The sequence below is a fragment of the Tamlana sp. I1 genome (assembly GCF_015355625.1).
GTDB lineage: Bacteria > Bacteroidota > Bacteroidia > Flavobacteriales > Flavobacteriaceae > Pseudotamlana.
On record NZ_JACLAF010000004.1, the window covers coordinates 110673 to 136778 of the forward strand.

Below are 26106 nucleotides of genomic sequence, written 5' to 3' on the forward strand. Positions count from 1 at the left end.
TCAAACAGGATTAAAAAATATTATTCACATAAAATACTGTAAATCAATATTTTAAAAACAAATATATTGTAATTTTCATAAAGAGAAATCAGTAATAATTTAAAACCTTTTTAACATGAAAAAATCAATGTATCTCACGTTTTTATTCGCTCTAATTTCCAAGGCATTATTTGCACAAATTGGAGGTATCGAAGATTCAGTAAATGATGTTTCGGATACCATTCGATCAATTTTCCCAATTATTTTAGGAGTCATTTTTCTTATAGGCTTCCTGTTTAATGCCGGACACTTCTTCGGAGAAAATGCCGATTTAAAAAAGGGGATTACTCGTGTGTTAGTCTTTGTCCTTATAGCAGGGGCAGTAGTGGGAATCTTTACTTACTTAATAGGGATTGTAGTTTAATCTATTACCACCATGCTTATGAAAACCTATGAGGTATATAAGAATATTAGAAAAAGTGCTGTTATAATGGGATTGCCCATAGCGATGTTCGCCCTGATGATGACCTTAGTTATTGTCTCCTTACTAGTCATCATTTTTTCTTTTAGTTTTTTCATAGTGGTTGGCGCCATTGTTCTAAATATCACAGTATACATCAGCCTCATCCAGTTAGTTAAGAACCCAGCCTTAATACATTTTAAAAAAGTTTTTCCTAGGACCATTAGTAATAAGAAAGTTACAGGATTAAACTATGAAAATGATTGTGTCATTGAAATCTTATCCAAATGAATAAACTCAACCTATCGTCATACCATCCCATTTTAGATGTTCAAGGACATGTACTTTTTGCGAGTAATGGTCATGTGGTACTGTGTTATAAGGCCAATCTTCCTGAAATATACAGTTTATCTGAAAAGGATTTTGAAGACCTTCATGGAACCTGGTTCCAGGCTTTTAAATCATTGCCTGTAAGCACGGTCATACATAAACAAGATATTTATGAGAAGGCTGAGTATGATGGTTCGGTACTACCAAATGAAAGCTTTTTAGAAAAAGCCACAGCAGATTATTTCAATGGCCGTCAATACCTCAAACATGCATCCTATTTGTTTTTTGTGTTGCCACTGGGAGGCTCACTCAACGCAGCTAAGTTTATCAATCCATTTCGGAAGATAGAAAAAGGCATCCATAAGCCTTTAGATCATACAATAAAAGCATTCATTAACGCGGTAAATGATGCTGTTTCCTATATAAATAACAGCCGTAAACTGACTTTAACGCCTTTAGATGAAAATGAAATTTTTTCACTTACGAACACGTATTTCAATGGCTTTAACACCGGTTTTGATACCGATATTCAGCTTAAAAAATCCGATATTTCTGTAGGGGAACATCATTTTGATGTACTGGCCGTAAACAGTGAGCGCTGTTTTGGAGATGTCGTACAAAGTAGTAAAACCAACGAAAAATTCACATCCGATGATTACACTTTTCATCAAGGATTTATAGACGGTCTAGGACTTAGTATCCATGAAAATCATATGGTTAATCAAATCATCTACTTAGATGATAAGCACAAATGGCAAAAGCATCTCGATAAAAAAATCGAAGAACTCAAGAAGAGTTCGAATTTTGGAACGCAGAATAAAGTCATTTTAAAAAAGATTGAAGCCATTACAGCAATTATTAATGAAGATGATAGTTCTCGAATAATTCGAGGGCATTTGAATATTATATTTTGGACGGAACAAGCCCAAGATTTAAATCGAATTGCTTCCAAAATAAAGGCCGAATTTAAAGAATTGGATATCTTGCCCTACTACCCTAAAGGTGAAGAGCGCAAGCATTATTTCTTGAACTCGTATTGTTGTTTTTCATCTAATTTTTCGAATGAAGATGTCTATGTAACCGATTTAAAACACGCTCTGTGTTTATATATCAATAACAGCAATTACAAAACAGATGCCACTGGTATTATTTTTAATGACAGGCAGCATAATATACCCGTTCTAAAAGATGTTTGGGATGAGGGTAAAAAACGCATTAAGGCCAGGAATTTTGCCATTTTTGCTCCCACAGGAGAAGGTAAGTCCTTTTTAGCCAATAATATTTTACGTCAGTATTTTGAATCTGGCGTCAGATTAGTGGTCATTGATTTAGGAGGTTCCTATTCCAAGTTTGCAAAACTTTACCCCGATGATCATATTATTTTACGCTATGAGCAAGGAAAGAATTTAGGGATTAATCCTTTCTATAGAGCTTCAGATAAAGCACTAACTCCCGAACATTTGGAGGATTTAGGTGTCTTTATTTTAGAACTACTGGCCTTAGGTAAAGACACCACAAAAGCAGAAGAAGTTGCTATAAAGAAAGTACTAAAATACTATTACCTGACGGTTCACTCTAACCATTCATTAGCCAGCTTATATCAGTTTGTAGATGATAAGAAAGATTCCCTCATAGAAGAACTAAAAATACAAGAAGCCTATTTCAATGTGTACAACTTTTTACATATTCTGTCTGAATATGTAGCAGATGGACTGTATAGTTTCTTATTTGATGTCACTGAAGCCCAGACCTATAAAATAGAAGATAAAAGGCTGATTGTTTTTGAGTTGGATGAAGTCAAGGACAATAAAGAAATACTTTCGGTGATGTTAAAACTCATTAAGTCAGCCATACAAAGTACCATTTGGCGGAATAAAGCAGAAAAAGGCATCATACTATTCGATGAATTCGCCAAACAGCTCAAATTTGAAAATGTACTAGAAAGTGTCGAATTCTATTATCAAGCCATTAGAAAGCAAAACGGTGCTATAGGTGTTATTTTGCAATCCATCAATCAACTCCCCAATAATTCTACATCGGCCAGTATTTTAGAAAACACCCAAGTTATTTACAGCCTCAATAACGAGAAAGGTTATGACGAATTAAAAAACCGATTGAACCTGTCAAGTCATGATATGAATCAATTAAGATCCATTCGTAATAATTTAACAGGAGCAAGGAAGTACACCGAAATGTTTATTAAAATAGGTAAAGAAAGTAACATTTTCAGGTTGGAAGTCCCTAGAGAAGTTTATGCAGCATACTTAACAGATGGAAAAGAAAGCGAGGCCATAATGACCTTATACGAACAAACCAACAGTATGGAAGAAGCCATTAAAATATTTATTAACTCTTAAAAACTAAAGTTATGAAATCAAACATTAGAATTTTACTGCTTACCTTATTAGTAAGTGTATTTACTTCCCAATCACTGACGGCACAAGGTATGCCTGTTTACGACAATACCAATTTTATCAGTTTTGCCAAGTCTTTAATTGAATCAGCCAAGCAGACCTCACAGCTCTTAAAAACGGTTCAGTTTCTAAAGACTCAAAAGGAGAATATAGAAAAAGTGAACAATGCCATTACACAGCTCAAAGCTGTTAAAGAACTCACTCAGAATAATAAACGTCTTTTTGATTTGGTACAAGACGATTTAAGAGAGATATTAAACTCACCCTATATCAAAGCGGATGAAGTCAATCGCATATCAGACTCATTTAATGCCATTATAGAAAACTCTATGGATAGCTTAGAATACATAGATAAAATTCTCTCTAGTGGCACCCTTAAAATGACAGATGCAGAACGCGCAGAAGTCCTCAAAGAAAAAGAAAGAGAGTCAAAAGATATGGTCGCAGAAATAGAAGCAAAGACTAGACGCTATCGCGAGATTATCGCTTTTAGAGAAATGCAAGATATCATCAATAACAGACAGACAAATTACTAATGGCTGGTATTTTATTGGGCATAGGTTTAGAATACGTGGATGCTGTTTTTACAAGTATCAAAAACAGTGATTTTTCGCAGTATACCATCACAGGAATGAAAACTCTAGCCATTCTTTTCTTTCTGATAAATATTCTAAAAAAATACAACGAAGGCATAGCCACCAACGCAGGTTTTACATGGGGGTTAACGCCATCAGAATTAGCAAAGAATTTTGCCGTAGTAATCTTAGTTATTTTTTCAACACAAGTATTAAATGTGTTCGATGCCCTTTTGGTTGCTATTGAAACACAATATCGTGATACAGCACCAGTCTTATTGCCTTTACAAATGCAGGAGTTAGATTTAGAGCAGGATGTAGGGCCATTGAAAGCAGCCCAAAAAGCATTTGCCTTATTGTATGAAGCTTTAGTAACACCATTATACGGTTTAAAGGCGATAGCCTTTATCATGGGAATATTTTTATGGTTACTCGACTTGTTCATTTATCCACTGTTTTTAGCAGAGCGTTATTTCTTGTTGGGTATCATGCAAGCCTTTTTTCCCTTGGTCATTAGTTTAGCAGTATTTGAAAAGTTTAGAACCTTAGCTTATAATTTCTTCAAACTCTATGCAGGTGTGTACATGCTAGTACCAGCCTTTTTTTTGGTGAATGTATTTGTTAATAACCTGTACACAGAAATCAATACGCACTTCTGGGTAGACTTGTTTGGAACCGATTGGGGCAGTGATTTTTTTGCGCCGCTCCTACAATTTGCCTCAGTTGGATTTATTGTGCTTTTAAAATTCAAACTCTATCGAAAGGCCAGCACTTTTGTCTTCAAATTGTTTATAGGAGGCTAGGGGGTAATCAGTTATAAAATATTTAAGAAAATGAAAACACCGTATAAAAACATTTTTAGTGTACTAAAGCTCAACCGTTTCATTGTGTTAGCCGTAATAATAGGAGCTGTAATAACCTGTGTGGTTTCTGTAGTACTTGTGATTTTACTACATAAAGAAACCGTTAATAATGCCTTTGTCGTCAACACAGAGGGGCAGGTCATTCCATTAAAATTCGTGTCTCATCAAGAGAATCTTGAAGTTGAAGTATTGGCGCATTTAGAAAACTTTCATCGCTACTTTTATAATATTGACGCCAGCAACTATGAGAAAAATTTAGAGAAAGCCTTGTGGTTGGGCAATAGTACGGTAGATGGATTGTACAGACAAAAGAAGGCAGATGGTGTCTATAATCGCTTGTTGCAATACTCTTTATTACAAAAGGTGATTAGCATCCATTCTAAGGTTGATATTCAAGCAGAGCCCTATGCCTTTGAAACCAAAACTGTATTTGAAATCAATCGTGGGTCAATAATTGACACTTATGAAATGACGACTACAGGTAAATTAATTCATGTGGATAGGCACTTTCCAAATAACCCCCACGGCCTTTTGATTACCAATTATTTTGAAAACACCTTAAAACGCATTGATAATGAAAATTGATAAAAAGAAAATCGTTTTTATAACCGTATTAGTCAGTATCATTTTATTTATAGCAGGATACAGTATGACCATTATGGGAGGCGATAATGAAGCCATTATAGACAACAATGACATTGCTATTCCAGACTTGCCAGATGATCAAAAGGAATATGAGACGAAACTAGAAGCCGTTGATGATTTAAAAGAAGTTCGAGAAACCAATGCGCCTAGTATTTATGATGAGCATTTGTTAGACTCAACGGGAGTTTATGATAGCGAATTATTAAGCAAGGAAAAAATGCGGATGGTAGATAGTATCTACAATAAAGGAAGGATAAGCTATTCGGAAAGAAATTATAGGTCATCAGAAAATCAGGAGCAACAAGCAGGAAAAAGTGTAGATACTATACCTGAAAAAATAGTAGTAGATTATGAAACGATGGCAAAGGAGTTGGCTTTGGAGCATCAGTTGTTCTTCGCTTCAAACCCAGTAGTCAATGACAACCAAATTTTAAAAACTACTGATGCCTTTATTTATGCCCAGGTAGATGGAACGCAAACCGTTCGTAATAATTTCAGGCTACGGATGCGTTTAACTCAAGCAGCAAGAATAGATAATCGTGTTTATCCAAAAAACACAAACATTTATGGGTTTGTCAGTTTCAAACCCAACCGAACCATAATAAAAATTCAAAATATAAACCACCATCCTGTAAAACTTAAAGCTTTTGATTTAGAAGACGGCACAGAGGGCGTCTATATCGAAAACAGTTTTCATGCAGAAGCAAGTCAGGAGATTGTAGCTGATATTGTAGAGGATATTAATATAACGGGAGTACCACAAGTAGGAGGTATAAAGAAAATATTCCAAAGAGGAAATAGAGCTGTTAAAGTAACTATTGCTGATAATTATCAACTCATTTTAAAACCATAACTCATGAAAGTATATGTATTTGTAGCCATGATATTACTATCATGCGACCTCATAGGGCAAAAAAGATTAGATACGATTTATGCTAACAATCATAAAAATGTCGCCTTGTTTTTTACTGAGCCCATCCGCCAGGGCGTTACTGGAGCACCTCATTTTGTGTTTACCTATAACCGAGATAAGGAACAATATTTTGGTCTGTTACAAGCAACACCTGGAAAAGAGAGTAATTTAATATCCATAACCAAAAATGGTCAAGTGTATTCCTATATTTTGAAATATAAGGAACACATTACGAAATTGAATTATTTTATTGGTTTAGATGAAAGTATTGGAACAGAATCACCAGTGATTATAGATAAAAAAACAGACGACTCAATATCTTCAACGATCACAAATAAATCTAAAGATTATAAGAATTTCTGTGATTTTTTATTGAGCAGAAACACAACTGCAATCAAAACAAAAAAAAGAAAGGGTGTTAAAGTGCAGTTGCAAGATGTGGCTTATCATAAGGATGAAGTTTATTTAGTCATTGAAATCAAGAACAAATCACATATAGATTTTGAAGTCGATTACCTAAATGTTTACATTACTAGTGGAAATAAGAGAAGGAAAGCATCCTTTCAACGTTTACAGCAGAATATAATGTATCATCAAACCATTCCAAATCAAATTAAAGCAAACGAAGGTAAACGGTTTGTTTGTGTACTTCCAAAATTCGTGCTTGGGGATAATGAAAGACTTATGGTTGAATTAAGTGAATTAAATGGAGGAAGAAAAGTGCTTGTAAAAACCAATAAAAGTTATTGAAATTTGCTCATATTTCTAAAGCTATATGAGTTGTAACGAATTTCCATTAATAATCTCTAAAAACCATTGAGAAATGCTGCAGTAAAAATTCACTCATATTTATTTTTTGAACTTAGTTTTTTTTTTTTGGAAGTTAACTGTATAAGTATGGTTGGTAACAAGAAGTTCAGGAATTTATTATTTTTTCAATTCAGCTTTTCTTAACCATTAAGTATTATAAAATATGTGGTGTAAAACATGGAAACCCCTAAAATAGTTGGTTTCTAAGTACTAATTTAATAGGGTTGGTACTATTAGATACCCTAATCGGTACTTAACAATACTTCAAGCTTAATAAATTGTGAACCTAACTAAATTAAGACTTGAAGCATATGGAAATTTTAAGTTATATCGAAATTAATAAGAATTCGAGATTACCAATGTATCAGCAAATTGTTGATTCTATAATTAAAAATATCTCAAATGGAAATATTAAATTGAATCAAAGATTGCCATCTATAAATATGATTAGCGAGGATTTTTACTTATCTAGAGATACAGTAGAAAAAGCTTATAATGTTTTGAAGGAGCGAAATATTATCCAATCGATACACAGACGTGGTTATTATGTGGTGAAAAATGAAACCAATTGTAAGTTAAATATACTTTTTTTGGTCAATAAATTAAGTACCTATAAAATGCAAATTTATAACTCCTTTATGGATAGGATAGGTTTAAATTCGAAAATGGATTTGGTGGTTTACCATTGCGATGAATTTCTGTTTTTAAATGCATTGAAAAATAATAAAATGGCGTATGACTATTATGTTGTAATGCCTCATTTTAAAAATGAAAACATGCAACATACAAGCTATACAAATGAGGTGCTAGAGGCTATGAATGTTATTCCTAAAAATAAGTTACTAATTCTAGATAACGTCAGAGGGCCCTTTGAAGATGATGTAAGAGCTGTTTATCAAGATTTTGATAAAGATATATATGAAGCTTTAGATAAAGGGAAAAGTAAAATATCAAAATATAAAAAGTTAGTACTTATTTATCCTGAAAAATCGATTTATCCTTATCCTAGACGTATATTAAGAGGCTTTAGAAGATTTTGTCTAGAAAATGATATAGATTTTGAAATTTTAAATGAAGTTTGTGATGAAATGGTTTTTAAGAAAGGTGATTTGTTCATTACCATAGAAGAAGCTGATCTCGTTAATATAATAACTCAAATTAGAGAACAAGAATTGTCCTTAGGCGAAAGCATAGGGGTGATTTCATACAACGATACACCATTAAAAGATTTATTAGGAATAACAGTAATGTCAACAGATTTTAAAGTTATGGGAGAAACTGCCGCTAAAATGATTTTAAATAATGACATGGGACGTATTAAGGTGCCTTTTAATTTTATTGATCGTAAATCAATATAGTTAATCACTGTTTAAATTTTACAATATTGTTTTATAATCGAAAATAAAGATTATTTAGTAAAGATGTGATTTGAAAATAGTTTTGTAGATTTTACTTTATTTTTTTGCAAAATTTGTATTTTGCCACATGCGAAAAATGTGTTTTTTAGTGCTTTTTGTACTATCCTGGTACATTAATGGGCAGAATGAAATATACAAGTTTAGTTCTGTATCTACAGCACATGGTTTATCTCAAAACTCTGCCATGGCTATTACTCAAGATTCGTTGGGGCAAGTTTGGATTGGGACAAGAGATGGTTTAAATAGATACGATGGTACCAATATTACAGTTTATAGGCATAGTGATACATTAAACTCATTGTCAAGTAGTGATATTGTTTGTTTAGAGGTAGATCGAGAAGGTTTAATTTGGATTGGAACGGCATTAGGTCTTAATAAATATAATCCTAAAACAGATAGATTCACGAGATACCTAGCTGATACTAGCCATACATCCATTACAAATAATAGAATTACTTCTATTTGTGATTTTTCTAAAGATAAACTTTGGTTTGGAACATCTTCTGGAATTTCTATTTACAGCAGGAGTACTGATACGTTTACCACTATTTTAAAGGGGTATGTTATATATTCGGTACAAAAACTTTCTCAAAAATTACTAGCTGTTAGCACCAATAAAGGTCTCTTAAAAATTCAGGTTGAAGAAAATAATCATATTAATATTCAACCTATAAAGAATACTGAAAAATATGTAATTCAGGATATGATGTTAGCTGACGATTCAAGTGTTCTATTGGCTACTAAAGAACATCACATTGTAGAATATCATTTGGTTAACGATTCCATTTCTCCTTATTTCCAAGAAAAATCTTTAAAAGGATTAAATAGAAATGTACGAAAACTGCTTTTGGATAGAAGCGGGAATCTTTGGATTGGCACATATAAAGGTTTGCAAATCGCAAACAAAAACAAACAAATAACTACTTTATATACAAATATTAACGATAGTGAGTCAATCAATGATAATTTTATAAAATCAATTTTTAAAGATGCAAAAGGTTCTATTTGGATAGGCACTTATTACGGAGGTGTCAATATTTGGGACGAGTCTAATATTAATTTTCTTAAAATTACTCAAAGACCAGGGAATAGTGGATTGAGTTTTAAATCTATTAGCTCCATAGAGACTTTTAAGAACAGTATTTATTTTGGTACTGAAGGAGGAGGTTTAACCTTATTAGATACGGTTTCTAGAAGTTATAAATATATAAATACTGAAAACACTACTGAACTTCCTAGTGATAATATTAAGGCTTTATTTAAGGATAATGATAGTAAACTTTGGATTGGTACTTTTAATAAAGGAGTGGCTGTTTACGATTTAAAATCAAAACAATTTAATACTACAATTTTACCAAATGAAGTCATTAAATTGTTGGATGATGTGGGGGTAAGTAGCATTGCACAAAGGTCTGATGAAATATTTATTGGTACTTTAGGTAAAGGTGTAATTCGTTATAATTTGATTGATAACACTTTTGAAATTATTGCCGTAAACATGCAAAACAGAGAGAAAGGGCTAACTCATAATATAGTACGGACTATAAAGTTAGATTCTAGTGATAACCTCTGGGTCGGTACTTTCCAAGGATTAAGCAAAATAGACACTCAGAATCGCATTAGTAATTATTTTTTAGAAGAAAAAAAAGAGGCAAAATACACCATAACTTGTGTTTTTAATGATGCTAATAATCAGATTTGGGCTGGCACAGAAGTAGAAGGTTTATTTCGATTAGAAGGTGATACCTTTAAAAAAGTTAATTTAAAAATTGAAGATAATGAACCGGTAAAAGGTGTTAGAAGTATTGTTGAAGATAAACAAGGTCACTTCTGGATATCTACGCCAAATCAAGGTATTTTAAGATTTAATCCTAGAGAAAATATTATAGTAGCTAATTATACGCAAAAGGATGGATTACCTAGCAACCAGTTTAACTATAATGCAAGTTTTAAATATTTTAAAAACTATATATTTTTTGGTGGTTCAGAAGGTGTTGTGTGTTTTAATCCAGATAAATTGATTAAAAACTCTTTTTCACCACAAGTTGTTTTAACAAGTTTTAAAATTAAAAATAAAGTTCTACATGTTGGAGGAGAAGAGGGGTTATTAAATAAAACTATTTCTTATACAAACCAATTAGAATTATCTCATGACCAAGGTAATTTTAATATTTCTTTTGCTATTCCTAATTATTTAAATGCTAAAAATAACCATTATGTTTATAGGTTGCTGGGGTTAGAAGACGAATGGATAGAAACATCTCAAAGTTCAGCGTCCTATACTATTCAAGATCCAGGTACCTATGTTTTTCAGGTAAAAGGGATAAATAATGATGATGTTGAAAATACGGAACCAACATCATTACAAATAAAAGTAAATCCGGCACCTTGGCGTACTTGGTGGGCATTTTTGTTTTATGGTTTAGTTATTTTTTCAATTTTATATTATCTACTCAACCTACTAAAATCTAGACAGAAGCTAGGAAATCAGTTGGTTTTGGAGAAATTGGAAGCGGAGCAAATTAAGAAAAACAATAAATCTAAACTGGAATTTTTTACTAATATTTCTCATGAATTTAGAACACCTTTAACTCTTATTCTTGGGCCTATAAGTCAGATTTTAGAAAACTATAGGGGGAGTAGTGAGATGTATAAAAAGTTAAAAGTGATAGAAAGTAATTCTAATCATTTATTACAACTCATAAATCGATTAATGGATTTTAGAAAGATCGAAAGTGACTTCATAAAATTAGAAACCGCGGAAATAAATATCGTTAAGTTTCTGAAGGAAATTTATTTATCCTTTTCTGAATATGCTAAAGACGGCAATTACCAGTACGAATTTTTTACATCTTCAGATCAAATATTGGTATACATCGATAGATATAAACTAGAGCGGGTTTTTTACAATTTAATTTCGAATGCTTTTAGATACACACCAAAAAACGGAAAAATAGTAATAAGAATTATACAGGAAAAAGATACGGTTATAATTCAAGTAGAAGATTCAGGGGTGGGTATTGCCGAGGAATTTAAAGACAAAATTTTTGAACGTTTTTTTGAATTGAATGCCAATAGGCAGCTAGTTAATGCTTATAACAAGGGTACAGGCATTGGGTTGTCTATAGTTAAAACCATAGTAAATTTACATAAGGGTAAAATTCAAGTTAAAGACAATTTAGAAGAAGGTAAAGGAAGTGTTTTTTCGGTTGAATTAAAACAAGGAAGAGAACATTTAAGCGATGCCGATATTATTCACGATTTTAAATTTAGTGACGACTTAGAGCAATACGTTAACCAGTTATCAGATTCCGAAGTCATATTGGAAGACGATGTTTTAGATAGTTTAAAAGAAGAAGACAAACTAACCGTGTTATTGGTTGAGGATAATAAACCGCTCAGGAAGTTTATGAGAAGTTTATTAAAGCAAAATTATAAGGTGTTGGAAGCCGAAAACGGTAAAGTGGCCTATAAAATAGCCTTACGTGAAGATGTAAATTTAATTGTAAGTGATGTCATTATGCCGGAAATGACAGGAACCGAACTTTGTGCCAAAATTAAAACAGATGTTAGAACGAGTCATATTCCATTAATTTTATTAACATCTAGATCTTCATTAATCTATAAAATAGAAGGTTTAGAAAGTGGTGCAGATGATTATATAAGTAAACCTTTTAATGTTAAGGAGTTTACGCTAAGAGTAAAGAATCTTTTAAATTCTATCTCTCGTGTAAAAGAAAAAATAAATGCTAACGAAGATTTAATGCCTGAGGATTTGGTATTATCATCGATAGATGAAAATTTATATAAAAAGGCACTTCAAATTGTAGAAAAAAATATTTCTAATGAGCAGTTTGATATACCCATGTTTTGTAAAGAATTGGGAGTTAGTAGAACCGTGTTATTTAAAAAAATAAAGGTTTGGACCGATTTTACCCCTAAAGATTTTATTCAGCATATTCGATTAAAAAAAGCAGCCGATCTTTTAGAGCAAGATCAATATAGTATTTCTCAAATAAGCTATATGGTAGGATTTAAAAACCCTAAATATTTTAGCAAATGTTTCCGAAATAAATTTGATAAAACTCCTACCCAATATATTAAGACTTTTTCGTAGACTTTTATTTTTGTTAAGAATTAAGGTGTTTTTTGATTAAATTTTTAAAAAAACACCTTAATTATAAGATAAATTAGTACTTCAGACACCTTATTGCGTACAAAATTACACCTTTGATTTCTTAATTTTGACCTAGTTAACGGTTAAAAAAACAAAATACTTTAGCTTAATAAATTATTATAAAGGTTCTAATGTACTCTAGATACCATGAAAATTAAAAATCAAAAAACTTTAGAGCTTTTTCTAATATTAATGATTGCTCTTATCGTTTTAACAATGATATACTTTTATTAAAGTTGAAATTTAAATCATGTGTATTTAATGGTGTCAAAATGAATTTTAATAATCATAGGAATTTAATAATTAGTTTTTTTTAACAAAATATTAATATAAGTTCTGGTAACCATACAAAACAGGATAGAACCAATTAAGCGAAGTTGTAAAATTGTTATCATAAAACTTTATAAGCTATCCGCTTATATATTAACTAAATTCAAACTAAATATTTATGAATGAACAAAAACCAAAAATTAAACCAAAGATTAAATGGAACTTTTCAGTTCCAGGGTTTACTATTTTACTGGTCATTTTACTTTCCAGTTTTTCCGTAATTAATCTAGATGCACAAAATAAGATTACAGGTACTGTGACAGGTGGTTCAGATAATATGCCTTTGCCTGGGGTAAATGTTGTGGAAAAAGGAACTAGAAATGGTGCCGTTACAGATTTTGATGGAAATTTTTCTCTTCAATTAACTTCAGTATCAAGGACTTTAGTGTTTTCTTATATAGGGTATAAAACACAAGAAGTTGTTATTGGCGATTCTACTAATATTGCAGTTCAATTAGAGGAAGATACAGCTACCCTAGATGAAGTTGTAGTCATTGGTTTCCAGCAAGTAAAGCGAGAAAAAATACTTGGTGCGGTAGACACTGTTAAATCAGAATCTATAAATCAAGCAGCTCCAGTAGACGCTCTTCAAGGTATCCAAGGTAAAGTAGCTGGTGTTCAGATTACTAGTAATAATGGGCCTGGTGAAGGATTTGATATCAAAATTCGTGGGGTGTCTACCTTTACAGCAGGAGCTACAGGACCTTTATATGTTGTTGATGGGCAGCAAACTTTTGATATAGACAATATAGATCCTAACGATATAGAATCGTTAGAGGTTGTTAAGGATGGCGCTACTGCAGCAATTTATGGAGCTCAAGCAGGTAATGGTGTAGTTATTATCACCACAAAAAGAGGTGTTGAAGGTAAAATTAAACTAGATGTTACAACCATAACCGGTATGAATCAACTAGTTGGTGATTTACCAGCTCCAAATGCAGCTCAACGTTTAGAGCAAGAAAGACGACAAGGCATTACATGGGGACCAATTGCTAGAGATTCTTTGAGCTTAGTAACACGTAATTCTCCAGACTTACAGAAAATGGTTACTAGAGTGGGGATAAGACATCAAACCAATGTAGCTTTAAGTGGTGGTAGTGACAAAATGTCTTTCTATTGGAATAATGGATTTTTTAATGAAGAAGGTATTATTTTAAATAGTGATCACAAACGAATTAATACCAGATTAAAGGTTGACGCTACTCCTAACGATAAATTTAAGTTTGGAACATTAATTAATATGTCCTATGAATTTACAAATAGTACGAATCCTGGACCTGTTTTAGGTCACCTTTTAAATAGGGTAGCATATTTACCTATTTATGAGCCAGATGGGAGTTTTACTCCAGGCTCTCCTAATAAGCAAAGTTTGAATCCAATTCAAAATGCTTTATTAAGAAAAAATGATAGAAGACGCTATAGAGCGAATTCATTTAGCTATGCACAATTCCAGATTCTACCTTCCTTATCAATTAGGTCTCAGTTTGGTGTAGATTTCTCATATGAGAAGTTTGAAGGGTTCACTCCAGCCATCCTGGATGCAAGAAACTATGCAAATGGTATCAATTCAGGTAGTGAGAGACACTTATTGAGATATGGTATCCAGCAGGATAATACACTTAACTTTAATCAAAGTTGGGGAAAGCATGATGTTAGTGCCTTTTTAGGAATGCAAATTCAAAGAGACACTTACGAGAATTTAACTTTAAGAGCCAATTTTGCAAACGATTTAATAGAAACGTTTAATAATTCTCTTTTTGCTGATGCTGATGGAAATCCGCTTGATATCGTAGATAGAACCGGAGGAGATAGAACTCAAAATACCCAAACAGGTTTATTTTCTTTATTTACAGGTTTTAATTATGATTATAATAACAAATACTTGGTAGGAGCTACCTTTCGTAGAGATGGATCTTCAAGTTTCGGAGGAAATAACAAATATGGTTATTTCCCATCGGCTACTTTAGGGTGGAGAATAAGTAAAGAAGGATTCCTTAATAATAGTTCTGTAGTTTCAAATCTTTTGGTAAGAGCATCTTATGGTATTGTAGGAAACGATAGAATTGGACCATATGATTTCCTAACGACACTTGCTCCTGGTTATAACTATGAAGGACAAACTGGCTTTGCTCCGTTTTCTCTAGGTAATGAAGATTTAAGATGGGAAGAAACCGAATCAATAAATTTAGGTTTTGATTTAAGCTTATTTAAGGGTAGAAGATTAAACCTTTCTTTAGATTTATGGGAGAAACTTACAGATGGCTTATTAGTAAATACTGAATTACCTGAAGAGTCCGGATTTAGTGTTGTTAGAGAAAATAAAGCTGTTGTAAAAAACAGAGGTATGGATTTTACTCTTAGTGGTACAATAGTTCAGAATAAGGATTTTTCTTGGAGATCTAGTTTTAATCTAGGGTTGCTAGAAAATAAGGTGTTAGAATTAGAAGATGATATATATCAAGGACGATTTGTAACACGCGAAGGAGAGCCTATAGGTAATATTTGGGGATATAAAAATCATGGTGTTTTTCAATACGACGAATCAAATGCATTTACACCAGAAGGTGAGCAGTTGTATCCAAATTATGATGCTAACGGATTTTTTGAAGGTACTTATAATAGAGCCAATGGAGATCAATATCCTTTAGGGGCAGATATTAAGCAACTTACTCACGGATCATCTGGAAATACCTTAAGAGGTGGAGACTATTATTGGGATGATGTAAATGGAGATTTTGTAATAGATAGTGATGATGAGCAGATTTTGGGTAACGGTCTACCAACTGTTTTTGGTGGGTTTTCACACGATATCACCTATAAAAACTGGTCTTTCGAAACTTTGTTCGATTATAGTTTTGGTAACGATATTTATAGAAGGTATGATCATGATAGAAACAGTTTAAGAGCAGCAGTATTATCTGTCTCTCCAGGTAGACTTGATAATGCTTGGCAAAATCAAGGTGATATAGCTACCTATCCAGCTTTAGAAGGCGGTAATACTAGAGTTCAAAATAGATTTGATTTTACAGGAGCAACAGCAAATAGCACTTATGTATCGGACGGAAGTTATATTAAATGGAGATATGTTAGGTTTGGTTATAGCTTTCCTCAAGAAGTTCTGGAAAATCTTAATATTGGTATGACTGGACTTAAGCTTAATTTTTCGGTAAATAACTTGCTCACTTGGACGAACTATCCTGGATATAACCCAGAATTTGGTTCTAGAGGTAACCCGTTGACGCCAAGTGAGGATTCATTAAGATATCCAAATGATAGAGAGATTTTATTAACTCTTAGGGCACAATTTTAAAATTAAAGTTATGAAAAATATGATATTAAATAAATTAAAATATACAATATGCAGTCTAGTTTTATTAGGTGTATTGTATTCTTGTGATGATTTTGTTGATGAGTTACCTATAAGTGAAATTTCTCCAGAGCAATTTTACAAAGATAATGCACAATTAGAAGCGGCATTAATTGGTGCTTATGATGGTGTTCAAGTTGCATACAGTGATTTTTATATAAATACAGGCGAATTTAGGTCGGATGATTTTCAACCAAATGGAGCCAATGCTTCTAGAAATTCATTACATAATAGCACATTAGATCCAGGAGAAGGATACTTAAGATGGAGAAATCATTATGTGGTTATTGATAGGGTAAATAGAATTATTGAAGCAGAAAATAATTTTGAAGGTGCAGACCCAAATATTATAGGGCAAGCTTATGCTATTAGGTCTAAAGTGTATTTTGATTTGGCACGTATGTGGAATGATGTACCTGTTTTTACCAAACCCATTAATACAGTAAGTGAAGCTAAACAACCTCAAACGCCATATGCCGAGATTATGTCAAATTTGGTTATTCCTGACATGTTGAAAGCTGAAGAATACCTATCGACAATACAATCAAACTATAGATTTTCTAAGTCTAGTGTTTTAGCTCATCAAGCTGAAGTTTATATGTGGGAGAAACAAGAACAATTGGCAAAAGAGGCTATAGAGAAGTTAATTACACTAGGTTCTCACAGTTTGGTGCAGACTCCAGAAGATTGGCAAAATCTATTCTTGAATCAACCAGCTACCGATCAATTCCCAGACGGTCCTGGTAAAGTTCAGATGGGACCTGAGTTAATTTTTTCAATTCAATATAATTTTGAAGAGACTTCTTCAGGAGTTGCAAGAGCTTATAATGCTGGGGCAGCTGTAACTACCATTTCTGAAGAAACTGAATTAGAATGGATTAGAAGGTTTCCTATCGATTCATTAGGTTGGGCAACAAAGTATCCTAATACAGATCCAGTTTTCTCACAGGTAGTAGAAGAAGTAGATACAACATACACAGTTCCGTTATATGGCGATTGGAGACATTTTGCTTGTAGAAACGAAAATGCTACCATGGAAGATGGATTAGGATCTGCTGCATTTGGGGAAGCCAGATGCACCAAATTTATTAAGAATAGGGTTGGTCTAGATCCAAATGATGATAATACAGATATTCCTGTTTTTCGTTTTGCTGATATGATTTTGTTGCTCGCAGAGGCCGAACTAAAGCTGGGTAATCCTAATGTATGTTTAGACTTGATTAATCAAGTAAGAACGGCAAGGCAATTACCATTAGCATCACAAACTGATTTTGGAAATTCATTTGAAGCGCAGCTAGACTTCTTATTGATAGAAAGAAAATTAGAATTGTTTGGTGAAGCCAAAAGATGGTGGGATTTGGTTCGAAATGACAAGGCGGTTGAAGTAATGACTCCAATTTTGAACAATAGAGAAGTAATTCCTTTCGGTGAAGACCGTATTGTTTGGCCGATTTTCAGAGAACATTTATTGGAAAATGAATTGTTAAATCAAAATCCAGGATGGGATTAAAAAAAGAAGAAATTATGAAAATTTATATAAAAAGTTTAGTCATTGTCGGGTTGTTATTTGTGCTAAGTGCATGCACTTTAGACGTACAAGACCAGTTTAACTTTAAACCAGAAAACACTTATGCAGATCCTTTCGAGAATTTAACAGCATGGGAGTATATTCAATCTAGAACGACTACAGATATTGCAGATGATTTAAACAGGAAAGTTTTAAATCAAGAAGAGTTAGATTTTATGATTGCAGCTATAAAACATGTTGGTTTTGAAGACCTGTATAGCCAAACAGCAACAAGAAGAACTTACTTCTTGTTAAATAACAATGCTTTTACAGGTGGAAATGCGGATAGAGATATTATTAGAGCAGTTACTGGAACCACGCAAGCACCAACGGCAAGGGTAAATGCCGATTCTTTAATGGCTACCATAACCGAGCCTTATCAAATAAATAGGCTAAAAGCTATATTGAAGTATCATATCGTAGAAGAAGAGGTGCAACAGGTTCCTAAAATCACCATTTTTGATAAAGATTTTATTTTTAATACGCTATTACCTCAAGTTAATATAGATGCTGCAACTGGACAACCTTCAGGATTGTCTTCAGAATTGGCACCTATGGCTTTGAGACGTGACATAGAATGGGAAATGGAAGCGAATAATTTAAGTGCACCGCTTATAGACACTGCCATACAACCTGGATTTAACGAAAAAATCAGGTCTCATAATTATGTGTTTAATAATGGTGTAGGTCATTATCTTAATGATACGGTTAGGTATTACCCTTATCCTTTTTATGATAATTTCACTGTAAATTAAACTAAAATACAGTGATTAAATAAAATATAATTTAATATAAAAAATATTAACATGAACAGTAAACTAAAAATTTTAAAATATACATGTATTGCCTTCATGTCGTTTCTATTAGTGTTTTCTTGTAACATTCCTGAAGATCCAGAATTTTACGAACCATTTGTTCCTTCAGAGGTAGAAAACCCAGAAACAATTTCTCAAATTATTATAGCACGAGAAGATTTCAGTATTATGGAATCTGCGATGAGGCTAATTGAGGAAAGTGGAAGTGTAAAAATAATTTCAGAATTAAATGTACCAGGAAGCAGTACGGTTTTTGTCCCAAACGATGAAGTTTTTCAAGCTTGGTTGGATATGAATGGTATTGATGACTTGGCTTTACTTGATATAGAGCTTATTGAAAGAGTAATTTTAAATCATATTCTTATAGGTGAATTTAACTCTTCAAACCTTGTGTCAGGTTTAACGCATTCTAGAGCTCTAGTTGGAGAGAGAGGTAGTGAAAAGAATGTGTCAATGTATATTGATGTATCAAATGGAGGAGTTACAGTAAACGCAGAAGCAAGTGTCATTACAGCAGATGTAGAAGCTAATAATGGTGTAATACATGTAGTAGACAATGTTATTGAGCTTCCAGTTTTACTTGACTTTTCGGTTATGGTACCCTCTTTAACTACGTTTTACGATGCTGTGCAATATGCCGATACAGCTCGTGATGCAGATGGTAATGGCCCTAATTTAATGGCTAAATTAATAGATTCTGAGGCAGCCTTAACTTTATTAATGCCTAACAATGATGCCTTTACTGATTTGTTAGTGGAACAAGGTGTCTCTAATTTAACAGATTTAGACCCATGGTTCGTGGCAGACGCTATTTCAACACAATTAATTAACATAGCCGCAATTTCTTCTCAAGAGATGGTAGATATCGGAAGGCCTTTTGCTCTTCCTGCCTCTAATAATGAATTGTTGCAGATAGACCCAATTAATTTAACAGTTACAGATCCTAATAACAGAACAGCAAATTTCATTCCCGGTTTAATTGATATTACAGCCGTAAATGGATTTGTTCATGCGATTGATAAAGTATTATTACCTATGCCTACACCATAAATACTAATGATTCATTAAAGTTTTATGTAGTTCATATTTATTATAAAGAACTTTATTGATGATATGTATTGGATATATGCATAGGAGTAGTGGTTAATTAAGGTTAGTTTAGTTGTGAAGCCCTCTGTTTAATAAAATATAGAGGGCTTTCTTTCTAACCTAATTCGTGTATGCCGTAAATCAATAGGTAGTTACATGTAAATAGAAAGTGTGCTGCCTTCGATTATCGATTACTAGCTATTAAAGTAACTCCTACTTTTTACTAGTAAAAAATAATAAATTCTAATAAAAATTCTTGATTCCAAAGTATTAGCAAATTGGTAGTTGGAAAAATATGGATAAAGCCAATTAGGTTATCAGTTAAGGCAAAAAAACAGTTTTATATCGGTACTGTTTACAGATAAAGAGATCTTAAAAAGGATAATAAAAAGAGATAAACTAAATTTTAGATATGTATAAGAACATTTTTTTAATAGCATTAATAACATCATTTACGGGGTTAAAAATCGCTAATGCTCAAAATGATCGTGATGAGAAGCCTAACATTATTTTCATCCTCACAGACGATCAGCGTTTTGACGCTATTGGTTATGCAGGAAATAAATACGTGAGTACGCCAGAGATGGATAAGTTAGCTTCAAGTGGTACTTATTTTAATCATGGCATTGTTTCTACACCCATTTGTGCAGCCAGTCGTGCCTCTTTATGGACAGGGCTTCATGAACGTGCGCATAATTTTAACTTTCAAACGGGAAATGTAAGGGAAGAGTACATGGGGAACGCCTATCCTAAGCTATTAAAGGAAAATGGTTATTATACAGGGTTCTATGGTAAATATGGCGTAAGGTACGATAACTTAGAAAGTCAGTTTGACGAATACGAATCCTACGATAGAAATAACAGATATAAAGATAAAAGAGGATATTATTATAAAACTATCGATAACGATACCGTGCACCTCACACGATATACAGGTCAGCAGGCCATCGATTTTATCGATAAAAATGCAACAAATAAAAAACCATTTATGTTGTCTTTAAGTTTTAGTGCACCACATGCCCATGATGGCGCTCCAGAACAATACTTTTGGCAAAACACTACCGATGGTTTGTTGCAAAATACAACCATTCCAGAACCAGCTTTAGCAGATAAAAAATATTTTGATGCCCAGCCAAAAGCTGTTAGGGAAGGCTTTAATAGACTACGTTGGACTTGGCGTTATGATACTCCTGAAAAATATCAGCATAGTTTAAAAGGCTATTACCGTATGATTGCTGGAGTGGATTTAGAGATCACAAAAATTAGAGAAAAATTAAAAGAGAAAAACTTAGACAAAAACACGGTTATCATTGTAATGGGGGATAATGGTTATTTCCTTGGTGAACGTCAGTTAGCAGGGAAATGGTTAATGTACGATAATTCTATTCGTGTTCCTCTAATAGTTTATGATCCACGAGTTGAAAAACACCAAGACATATCCGATATGGTGTTAAATATCGATGTTACCCAAACTATTGCAGACTTAGCTGGTGTGCAAGCCCCTGCGTCTTGGCAAGGTAAAAGTTTACTGCCTCTTGTAAAACAAGAAACAAACACTATTAATAGAGATACCATTTTAATTGAACATCTGTGGGATTTTGAGAACATACCACCAAGTGAAGGTGTGCGTACCGAAGAGTGGAAATATTTTCGTTATGTAAACGATCACACTATTGAAGAACTCTATAATATAAAAAAGGATCCTTTAGAAACTAAAAACTTAATAGGAAAGAAAAAATATAGAGAAGTAGCTGACAAACTTAAAACGAAACTCGATGAGTTAATTAAGAAAAATAGTAACGAATTTAGAGCAGCTCCAACCGATTTGACGGTTGAGTTAATTAGAGAGCCTGAAAAAGACGTCACTATTTTCGATTTAAAACCTGAATTCGGATGGACGGTCCCATTGGGAGCAAAATTCCAATCGGCTTATCAAATTTTAGTGGCTTCTAGCCAAGATATTATCGATGCCAATAACGGCGATGTTTGGGATAGTGGTCAAGTTCGATCATCAGAATCTACTAATGTAGAACATCAAGGTAAAGCTTTAGAAGTAGGAAAGACTTATTATTGGAAAGTTAGAATTTGGGACGAAGAAAATCGTTTAGTTGATTACTCTAAAGCGCAAAAGTTTACTACAGGAAAGAGTGATAGCTATATCATATCTACAGAAAATAAATTTGAAATTGATAAGATAGAACCAGCCAAATTTGAAAATAGAAATGGCGTTTATTTTATAGATTTTGGTAAAGCCGCATTTGCTACAATGGATTTTACCTACCATGCAAAAACGCCACATACGTTAATCGTAAGAGTGGGTGAAATGCTTGATGCTAACGGAAATGTAAATAGAACTCCACCGGCTAAAAGTAACATTAGATACCAGGAGTTGAAGGTTGCTGTAAAACCAGGCAAATCGGAATATAGAATTCCTGTACAAACTGATGAAAGAAACACTAGGGCAAACAAAGCCATTCCATTACCAGATGGTTTCCCGCCACTGGTACCATTTCGATATGCAGAAATTGAAGGTGCTCAGTCGGAAATTAAAATGAACCAAGTAAAACAACTGGCATTTCACACTTTTTGGGACGAAAAAGCCAGCCATTTTAGAAGTAATAATGATATTCTAAACCAAGTATGGGATTTATGTAAATATTCTATAAAAGCCACAACCTTTAACGGATTATACGTTGATGGCGATCGCGAACGTATTCCTTATGAAGCCGATGCTTATTTAAATCAATTAAGCCATTATACAACCGATAGGGAATACGCTATGGCAAGACGTACCATAGAGTATTTTATGAAGCACCCTACATGGCCAACAGAGTGGCAACAGCATGTACCTCTATTACTTTTCGCAGACTACATGTATACTGGTAATAAAGAGCTTATCGAGCGTTATTATGAAGATTTAAAACACAAATCGCTTTACGAACTTTCAAATGAAGAAGGTCTGATAACTTCAACCAAAGTGAATGCCGAGTTCATGAAAAAATTAGGTTTCCCCGAAGGTTATAAAAAGCCCTTAACAGATATTGTTGACTGGCCATCGGCTAATTTTAATGGTAGTAAAACAAAAGGGGAACGAGATGGTTTTGTTTTTCAACCTTATAATACAGTAATTAACTCTTTCTTCTATGAGAATATGATAATTATGGCTCAATTTGCCAAAATATTGGGTAAAACCGATGAGGTTTTAGACTTCGAACTTAGAGCATCGAAAGCTAAAAAGGCAGTAAACGAGCAAATGTTCGATAAAAAGCGCGGAATTTATGTAGATGGCATTGGTACTGACCATGCATCGCTACATGCCAATATGATGCCTTTAGCATTTGGCTTGGTTCCTGATGAACATGTCGATTCGGTGGTAGAATACGTGAAATCTCGTGGTATGGCTTGTAGTGTATATGGTGCACAATTTTTAATGGATGGCTTATATAACGTAGGAGAAGCAGATTATGCCCTTGATTTATTAGCGAGTACAGCAGAAAGAAGTTGGTATAATATGATTCGTATTGGATCGACCATTACTCTTGAAGCTTGGGATAATAAGTATAAAAACAATCTCGACTGGAATCACGCTTGGGGAGCAGTGCCAGCAAATGCTATTCCTAGAGGATTATGGGGTATTAAACCAAAAACGGCAGGATTTGGTATTGCTAGTATTAAACCACAAATGGGCAAACTTAAATCTAGTGAAATTACAGTGCCAACTGTTCGCGGTGCCATACACGCAAAGTACACACATAATGGACCTAGATTACAGACCTATGAAATTGAAATCCCAGGAAATATGGTGGCCGAGTTTTCTTTAGATGATATAGAAGGGAAGGATTTAATTCATAATGGACAAAAAGTACCAGCTGCTTTTGGCGCCGTACAATTGTCACCAGGAAAGCATACCATCGAACTAAAAATTAATTCATTTTAATAAAGTCAATATAAAGTAGTCTACAATATCATTGTTGAATGATGAGAATACAGCATTAACCTTTTAGAAAATAATGGAAAGCAGGATAAATTGGGGGATTATAGGTTGTGGTGATGTCGCAGAAGTTAAAAGCGGACCGGCTTTTTATAAGACAGAGCGTTCCTCTTTAATTACTGTAATGCGAAGAAATGAAGACAAAGTAATAGATTTTGCTAAGCGTCACGGTGTAGCACATTGGACTACAAGTGCTACGAAGTTAATTGAGAACGAATTGGTAAACAGTGTCTATATAGCGACACCGCCATCATCACACCTTGAATATGCACTTCAAGCTATAAATGCAGGAAAGAATGTGTATGTAGAAAAACCGATGGTACTTAATAGCCAAGAAGCCCAAATACTTTTGGATGCTGTTAATAGTAGTAAGGTGAAAGCTACTATAGCTCATTATAGACGAGAGTTGCCGGTATTTTTAAAAGTTAAAGACCTATTGGAATCTAACAATATTGGGAAAATAATATCAGCAGAAATAAATATACAGCAAACTTCAAATACCAGTTTGATAGCTAAAACAGACGAGAACTGGAGAACAAATCCTGAAATTTCAGGAGGAGGATATTTTCATGATATAGCGCCTCATCAAATCGATTTGATGTGTTACTATTTTGGTGCGGTAGAGCATATAAAAAAAGCAAGCCGTAAAGAAAAGGGGATATCAAATCAAGATGTAAGTGGTGAGGTATTGTTTAAAAATGGAGTGAACTTCTCAGGCAATTGGGATTTCAATGCTTTAGAAGATAAAGACGAATGTAAAATTCAAGGAGAACGAGGCAGTATTTCATTTTCATTTTATGGTAATACAGTAATCTTAGTAAAGGATGGAGAAAGTGAAAGTTATCACTATGAAAACCCTGAGCATGTACAACAACCCATGATAGAGAAAACGGTTGGTTATTTTTTAGGGAACAACCCAAATCCTTGTTCCGTGAAAGAAGCAGCCATTGTAACTCATATTATGGATGTGTTTTGTGGGAATAGCTATAAATATAAAAAAGAGTGAGTAGTAAAGTGTTAAAAATAAGTGTAATAGTGTCGTTTTGCATGTCGGTTTTTCTGCATGCACAAAACCCTATTGTACCTAATAAAGGCTTAAACGATCCGCATATTCATATTTTTAATGATACTGCTTATGTGTACGCCTCTCATGACAAATCTATCGATAATAAAGATTTCGTAATGGAAGATTGGTGGGTGTGGTCTTCGCCAGATTTGGTTAATTGGACCCAGCGAAGTGTGTTAAAACCAACGGAAACCTATATAGGTAAACAGTTTTCTAGCTGTTGGGCTACCGATGTGGCATTTAAGAACAGAAAATACTACTGGTATTTTTCAGAAGCTAATGAACAAACTGGTGTGGTCGTTGGAGATTCACCCGTGGGGCCATGGAGCGACCCTTTAGGAAAACCTTTACTACAAAGCAATTTAACGCCTACCCATGAATATGATATTTGCGTTTTTGAAGAAGATGGAAATCATTATATCATTTTTGGTGTTTGGGATTACTACATCGCTAAATTAAATGCAGACATGATTAGTCTAGCTGAAAAACCTAGAAAAATAAAGGTAAATAATCCTAAAGGTCCGTATAACTTAAACGGAAAAAACCTTGAAAAACCAACAGACGATAAGCCTTTTCTTCATAAACATAACGATAAGTATTATTTGTCTTGGGGCTGTTTTTATGCTATGGCAGATCAGCTTTATGGACCTTATGATTATAAAGATTCGGTAATTAAAAAGGAGAGTTTCGCCGAAGGTTACGAAAAACCTACTTGGCCAACAGGTTTTTTACAAGGCAGACATGGTTCCTTTTTCGAGTGGCATAACCAATGGTATTACGTGTATTGCGATATCAGTCAAACAGGTAATCGATATTTTAGAGATAGTTTTATTAGTTACGTGCATTATAAAGAAAACGGCGAAATGGCAACCATTCGTGTCGATGGTTTGGGTGTTGCAAATTATAAAGCCAGTAAAACTCCCATAGAGGCTGAAGATTACTTTAAAAACCATGGTTTTATAAAAAAAGAAGGCGGAGAAAACTTTGTAATGCAAACTAATGAAGCCCAGGCTTATCTATACTTTCCTCATGTAAAAGGGTTGCAAAATAAATCAGAAATACAATGTAATTTACAGTATCTCCAAGGAGGAACTCTAAACATAGAAGTAAGAAAGAATTCGGCATCAGGCCCTGTTTTAGCCCATAAAACAATAGCATTAAAACCAAAAGTAGGATTTCAAACTATAACATTACAATTTAAGAAAATGGCAAGTGAAGAAAACCTCTTTTTTATGATAGAACAAACACCAGGGAAAAAATTAATGATTGATAATTTTTCCTTCAAATAATAGATAAT

At 33.4% G+C, this 26106-nt stretch carries 16 protein-coding genes; all 16 read left to right on the plus strand.

Going from position 1 to position 26106, the window contains the following annotated elements; translation table 11 throughout:
- The first annotated feature begins 115 nt into the window (after positions 1-115).
- The 16 genes from H6X70_RS04705 (at position 116) to H6X70_RS04780 (ending at position 26098) form a co-directional block, all read left to right on the plus strand.
- Complete coding sequence (locus H6X70_RS04705; RefSeq protein WP_194766516.1) at positions 116-403, plus strand: hypothetical protein; 288 nt, start codon at positions 116-118, stop codon at positions 401-403.
- Positions 404-726: 323 nt separating this feature from the next.
- Complete coding sequence (locus H6X70_RS04710; RefSeq protein ID WP_194766517.1) at positions 727-3126, plus strand: TraG family conjugative transposon ATPase; 2400 nt, start codon at positions 727-729, stop codon at positions 3124-3126.
- An 11-nt stretch (positions 3127-3137) separates the two neighbouring features.
- On the plus strand, positions 3138-3719 hold the full coding sequence (locus tag H6X70_RS04715) for a conjugal transfer protein (protein WP_194766518.1): 582 nt from the start codon (positions 3138-3140) through the stop codon (positions 3717-3719).
- Complete coding sequence (locus H6X70_RS04720; RefSeq protein ID WP_194766519.1) at positions 3719-4561, plus strand: hypothetical protein; 843 nt, start codon at positions 3719-3721, stop codon at positions 4559-4561. The genes H6X70_RS04715 and H6X70_RS04720 overlap by 1 nt, the downstream gene beginning before the upstream one ends.
- 30 nt (positions 4562-4591) lie before the next feature.
- The gene (locus H6X70_RS04725) at positions 4592-5206 is read left to right on the plus strand and encodes a conjugal transfer protein TraK (protein ID WP_194766520.1); all 615 of its coding nucleotides are present in this window, start codon (positions 4592-4594) and stop codon (positions 5204-5206) included.
- Positions 5196-6119 carry a conjugative transposon protein TraM gene (traM, locus tag H6X70_RS04730; protein WP_194766521.1) on the plus strand — a complete coding sequence of 308 codons (924 nt, stop codon included), beginning with the start codon at positions 5196-5198 and terminating at the stop codon, positions 6117-6119. Before H6X70_RS04725 ends, traM begins: the two co-directional genes overlap by 11 nt.
- Before the next feature lie 3 nt (positions 6120-6122).
- The gene (locus tag H6X70_RS04735; RefSeq protein ID WP_194766522.1) at positions 6123-6929 is read left to right on the plus strand and encodes a DUF4138 domain-containing protein; all 807 of its coding nucleotides are present in this window, start codon (positions 6123-6125) and stop codon (positions 6927-6929) included.
- Between the two features lie 371 nt (positions 6930-7300).
- The gene (locus H6X70_RS04740; RefSeq protein ID WP_194766523.1) at positions 7301-8347 is read left to right on the plus strand and encodes a GntR family transcriptional regulator; all 1047 of its coding nucleotides are present in this window, start codon (positions 7301-7303) and stop codon (positions 8345-8347) included.
- Positions 8348-8474: 127 nt separating this feature from the next.
- Positions 8475-12524 (plus strand): two-component regulator propeller domain-containing protein, encoded by a 4050-nt coding sequence (locus H6X70_RS04745; RefSeq protein WP_194766524.1) that lies wholly within the window; start codon positions 8475-8477, stop codon positions 12522-12524.
- Positions 12525-13032: 508 nt separating this feature from the next.
- A complete protein-coding gene (locus H6X70_RS04750) occupies positions 13033-16224 on the plus strand; it encodes a SusC/RagA family TonB-linked outer membrane protein (protein ID WP_194766525.1) in 3192 nt (1063 codons plus the stop codon).
- A gap of 10 nt (positions 16225-16234) precedes the next feature.
- A complete protein-coding gene (locus tag H6X70_RS04755; protein WP_194766526.1) occupies positions 16235-17791 on the plus strand; it encodes a RagB/SusD family nutrient uptake outer membrane protein in 1557 nt (518 codons plus the stop codon).
- Positions 17782-18603, plus strand: coding sequence for a hypothetical protein (locus tag H6X70_RS04760; protein ID WP_194766527.1), 822 nt, complete (start codon positions 17782-17784; stop codon positions 18601-18603). Before H6X70_RS04755 ends, H6X70_RS04760 begins: the two co-directional genes overlap by 10 nt.
- A 51-nt stretch (positions 18604-18654) precedes the next feature.
- Positions 18655-19713 carry a fasciclin domain-containing protein gene (locus H6X70_RS04765; protein WP_194766528.1) on the plus strand — a complete coding sequence of 353 codons (1059 nt, stop codon included), beginning with the start codon at positions 18655-18657 and terminating at the stop codon, positions 19711-19713.
- Positions 19714-20164: 451 nt separating this feature from the next.
- The gene (locus tag H6X70_RS04770; protein ID WP_194766529.1) at positions 20165-23689 is read left to right on the plus strand and encodes a sulfatase-like hydrolase/transferase; all 3525 of its coding nucleotides are present in this window, start codon (positions 20165-20167) and stop codon (positions 23687-23689) included.
- Between the two features lie 73 nt (positions 23690-23762).
- Positions 23763-24749 (plus strand): Gfo/Idh/MocA family protein, encoded by a 987-nt coding sequence (locus tag H6X70_RS04775; RefSeq protein WP_194766530.1) that lies wholly within the window; start codon positions 23763-23765, stop codon positions 24747-24749.
- On the plus strand, positions 24746-26098 hold the full coding sequence (locus H6X70_RS04780) for a family 43 glycosylhydrolase (protein WP_317171446.1): 1353 nt from the start codon (positions 24746-24748) through the stop codon (positions 26096-26098). Before H6X70_RS04775 ends, H6X70_RS04780 begins: the two co-directional genes overlap by 4 nt.
- Positions 26099-26106: the final 8 nt, after the last annotated feature.

What these genes read in the sequence shown, in the direction of transcription:
- H6X70_RS04705 (WP_194766516.1), top strand. Translation starts at nt 116, where the DNA reads ATGAAAAAATCAATGTATCTCACGTTTTTATTCGCTCTAATTTCCAAG.
- H6X70_RS04710 (WP_194766517.1), top strand. Translation starts at nt 727, where the DNA reads ATGAATAAACTCAACCTATCGTCATACCATCCCATTTTAGATGTTCAA.
- H6X70_RS04715 (WP_194766518.1), top strand. Translation starts at nt 3,138, where the DNA reads ATGAAATCAAACATTAGAATTTTACTGCTTACCTTATTAGTAAGTGTA.
- H6X70_RS04720 (WP_194766519.1), top strand. Translation starts at nt 3,719, where the DNA reads ATGGCTGGTATTTTATTGGGCATAGGTTTAGAATACGTGGATGCTGTT.
- H6X70_RS04725 (WP_194766520.1), top strand. Translation starts at nt 4,592, where the DNA reads ATGAAAACACCGTATAAAAACATTTTTAGTGTACTAAAGCTCAACCGT.
- traM (WP_194766521.1), top strand. Translation starts at nt 5,196, where the DNA reads ATGAAAATTGATAAAAAGAAAATCGTTTTTATAACCGTATTAGTCAGT.
- H6X70_RS04735 (WP_194766522.1), top strand. Translation starts at nt 6,123, where the DNA reads ATGAAAGTATATGTATTTGTAGCCATGATATTACTATCATGCGACCTC.
- H6X70_RS04740 (WP_194766523.1), top strand. Translation starts at nt 7,301, where the DNA reads ATGGAAATTTTAAGTTATATCGAAATTAATAAGAATTCGAGATTACCA.
- H6X70_RS04745 (WP_194766524.1), top strand. Translation starts at nt 8,475, where the DNA reads ATGCGAAAAATGTGTTTTTTAGTGCTTTTTGTACTATCCTGGTACATT.
- H6X70_RS04750 (WP_194766525.1), top strand. Translation starts at nt 13,033, where the DNA reads ATGAATGAACAAAAACCAAAAATTAAACCAAAGATTAAATGGAACTTT.
- H6X70_RS04755 (WP_194766526.1), top strand. Translation starts at nt 16,235, where the DNA reads ATGAAAAATATGATATTAAATAAATTAAAATATACAATATGCAGTCTA.
- H6X70_RS04760 (WP_194766527.1), top strand. Translation starts at nt 17,782, where the DNA reads ATGGGATTAAAAAAAGAAGAAATTATGAAAATTTATATAAAAAGTTTA.
- H6X70_RS04765 (WP_194766528.1), top strand. Translation starts at nt 18,655, where the DNA reads ATGAACAGTAAACTAAAAATTTTAAAATATACATGTATTGCCTTCATG.
- H6X70_RS04770 (WP_194766529.1), top strand. Translation starts at nt 20,165, where the DNA reads ATGTATAAGAACATTTTTTTAATAGCATTAATAACATCATTTACGGGG.
- H6X70_RS04775 (WP_194766530.1), top strand. Translation starts at nt 23,763, where the DNA reads ATGGAAAGCAGGATAAATTGGGGGATTATAGGTTGTGGTGATGTCGCA.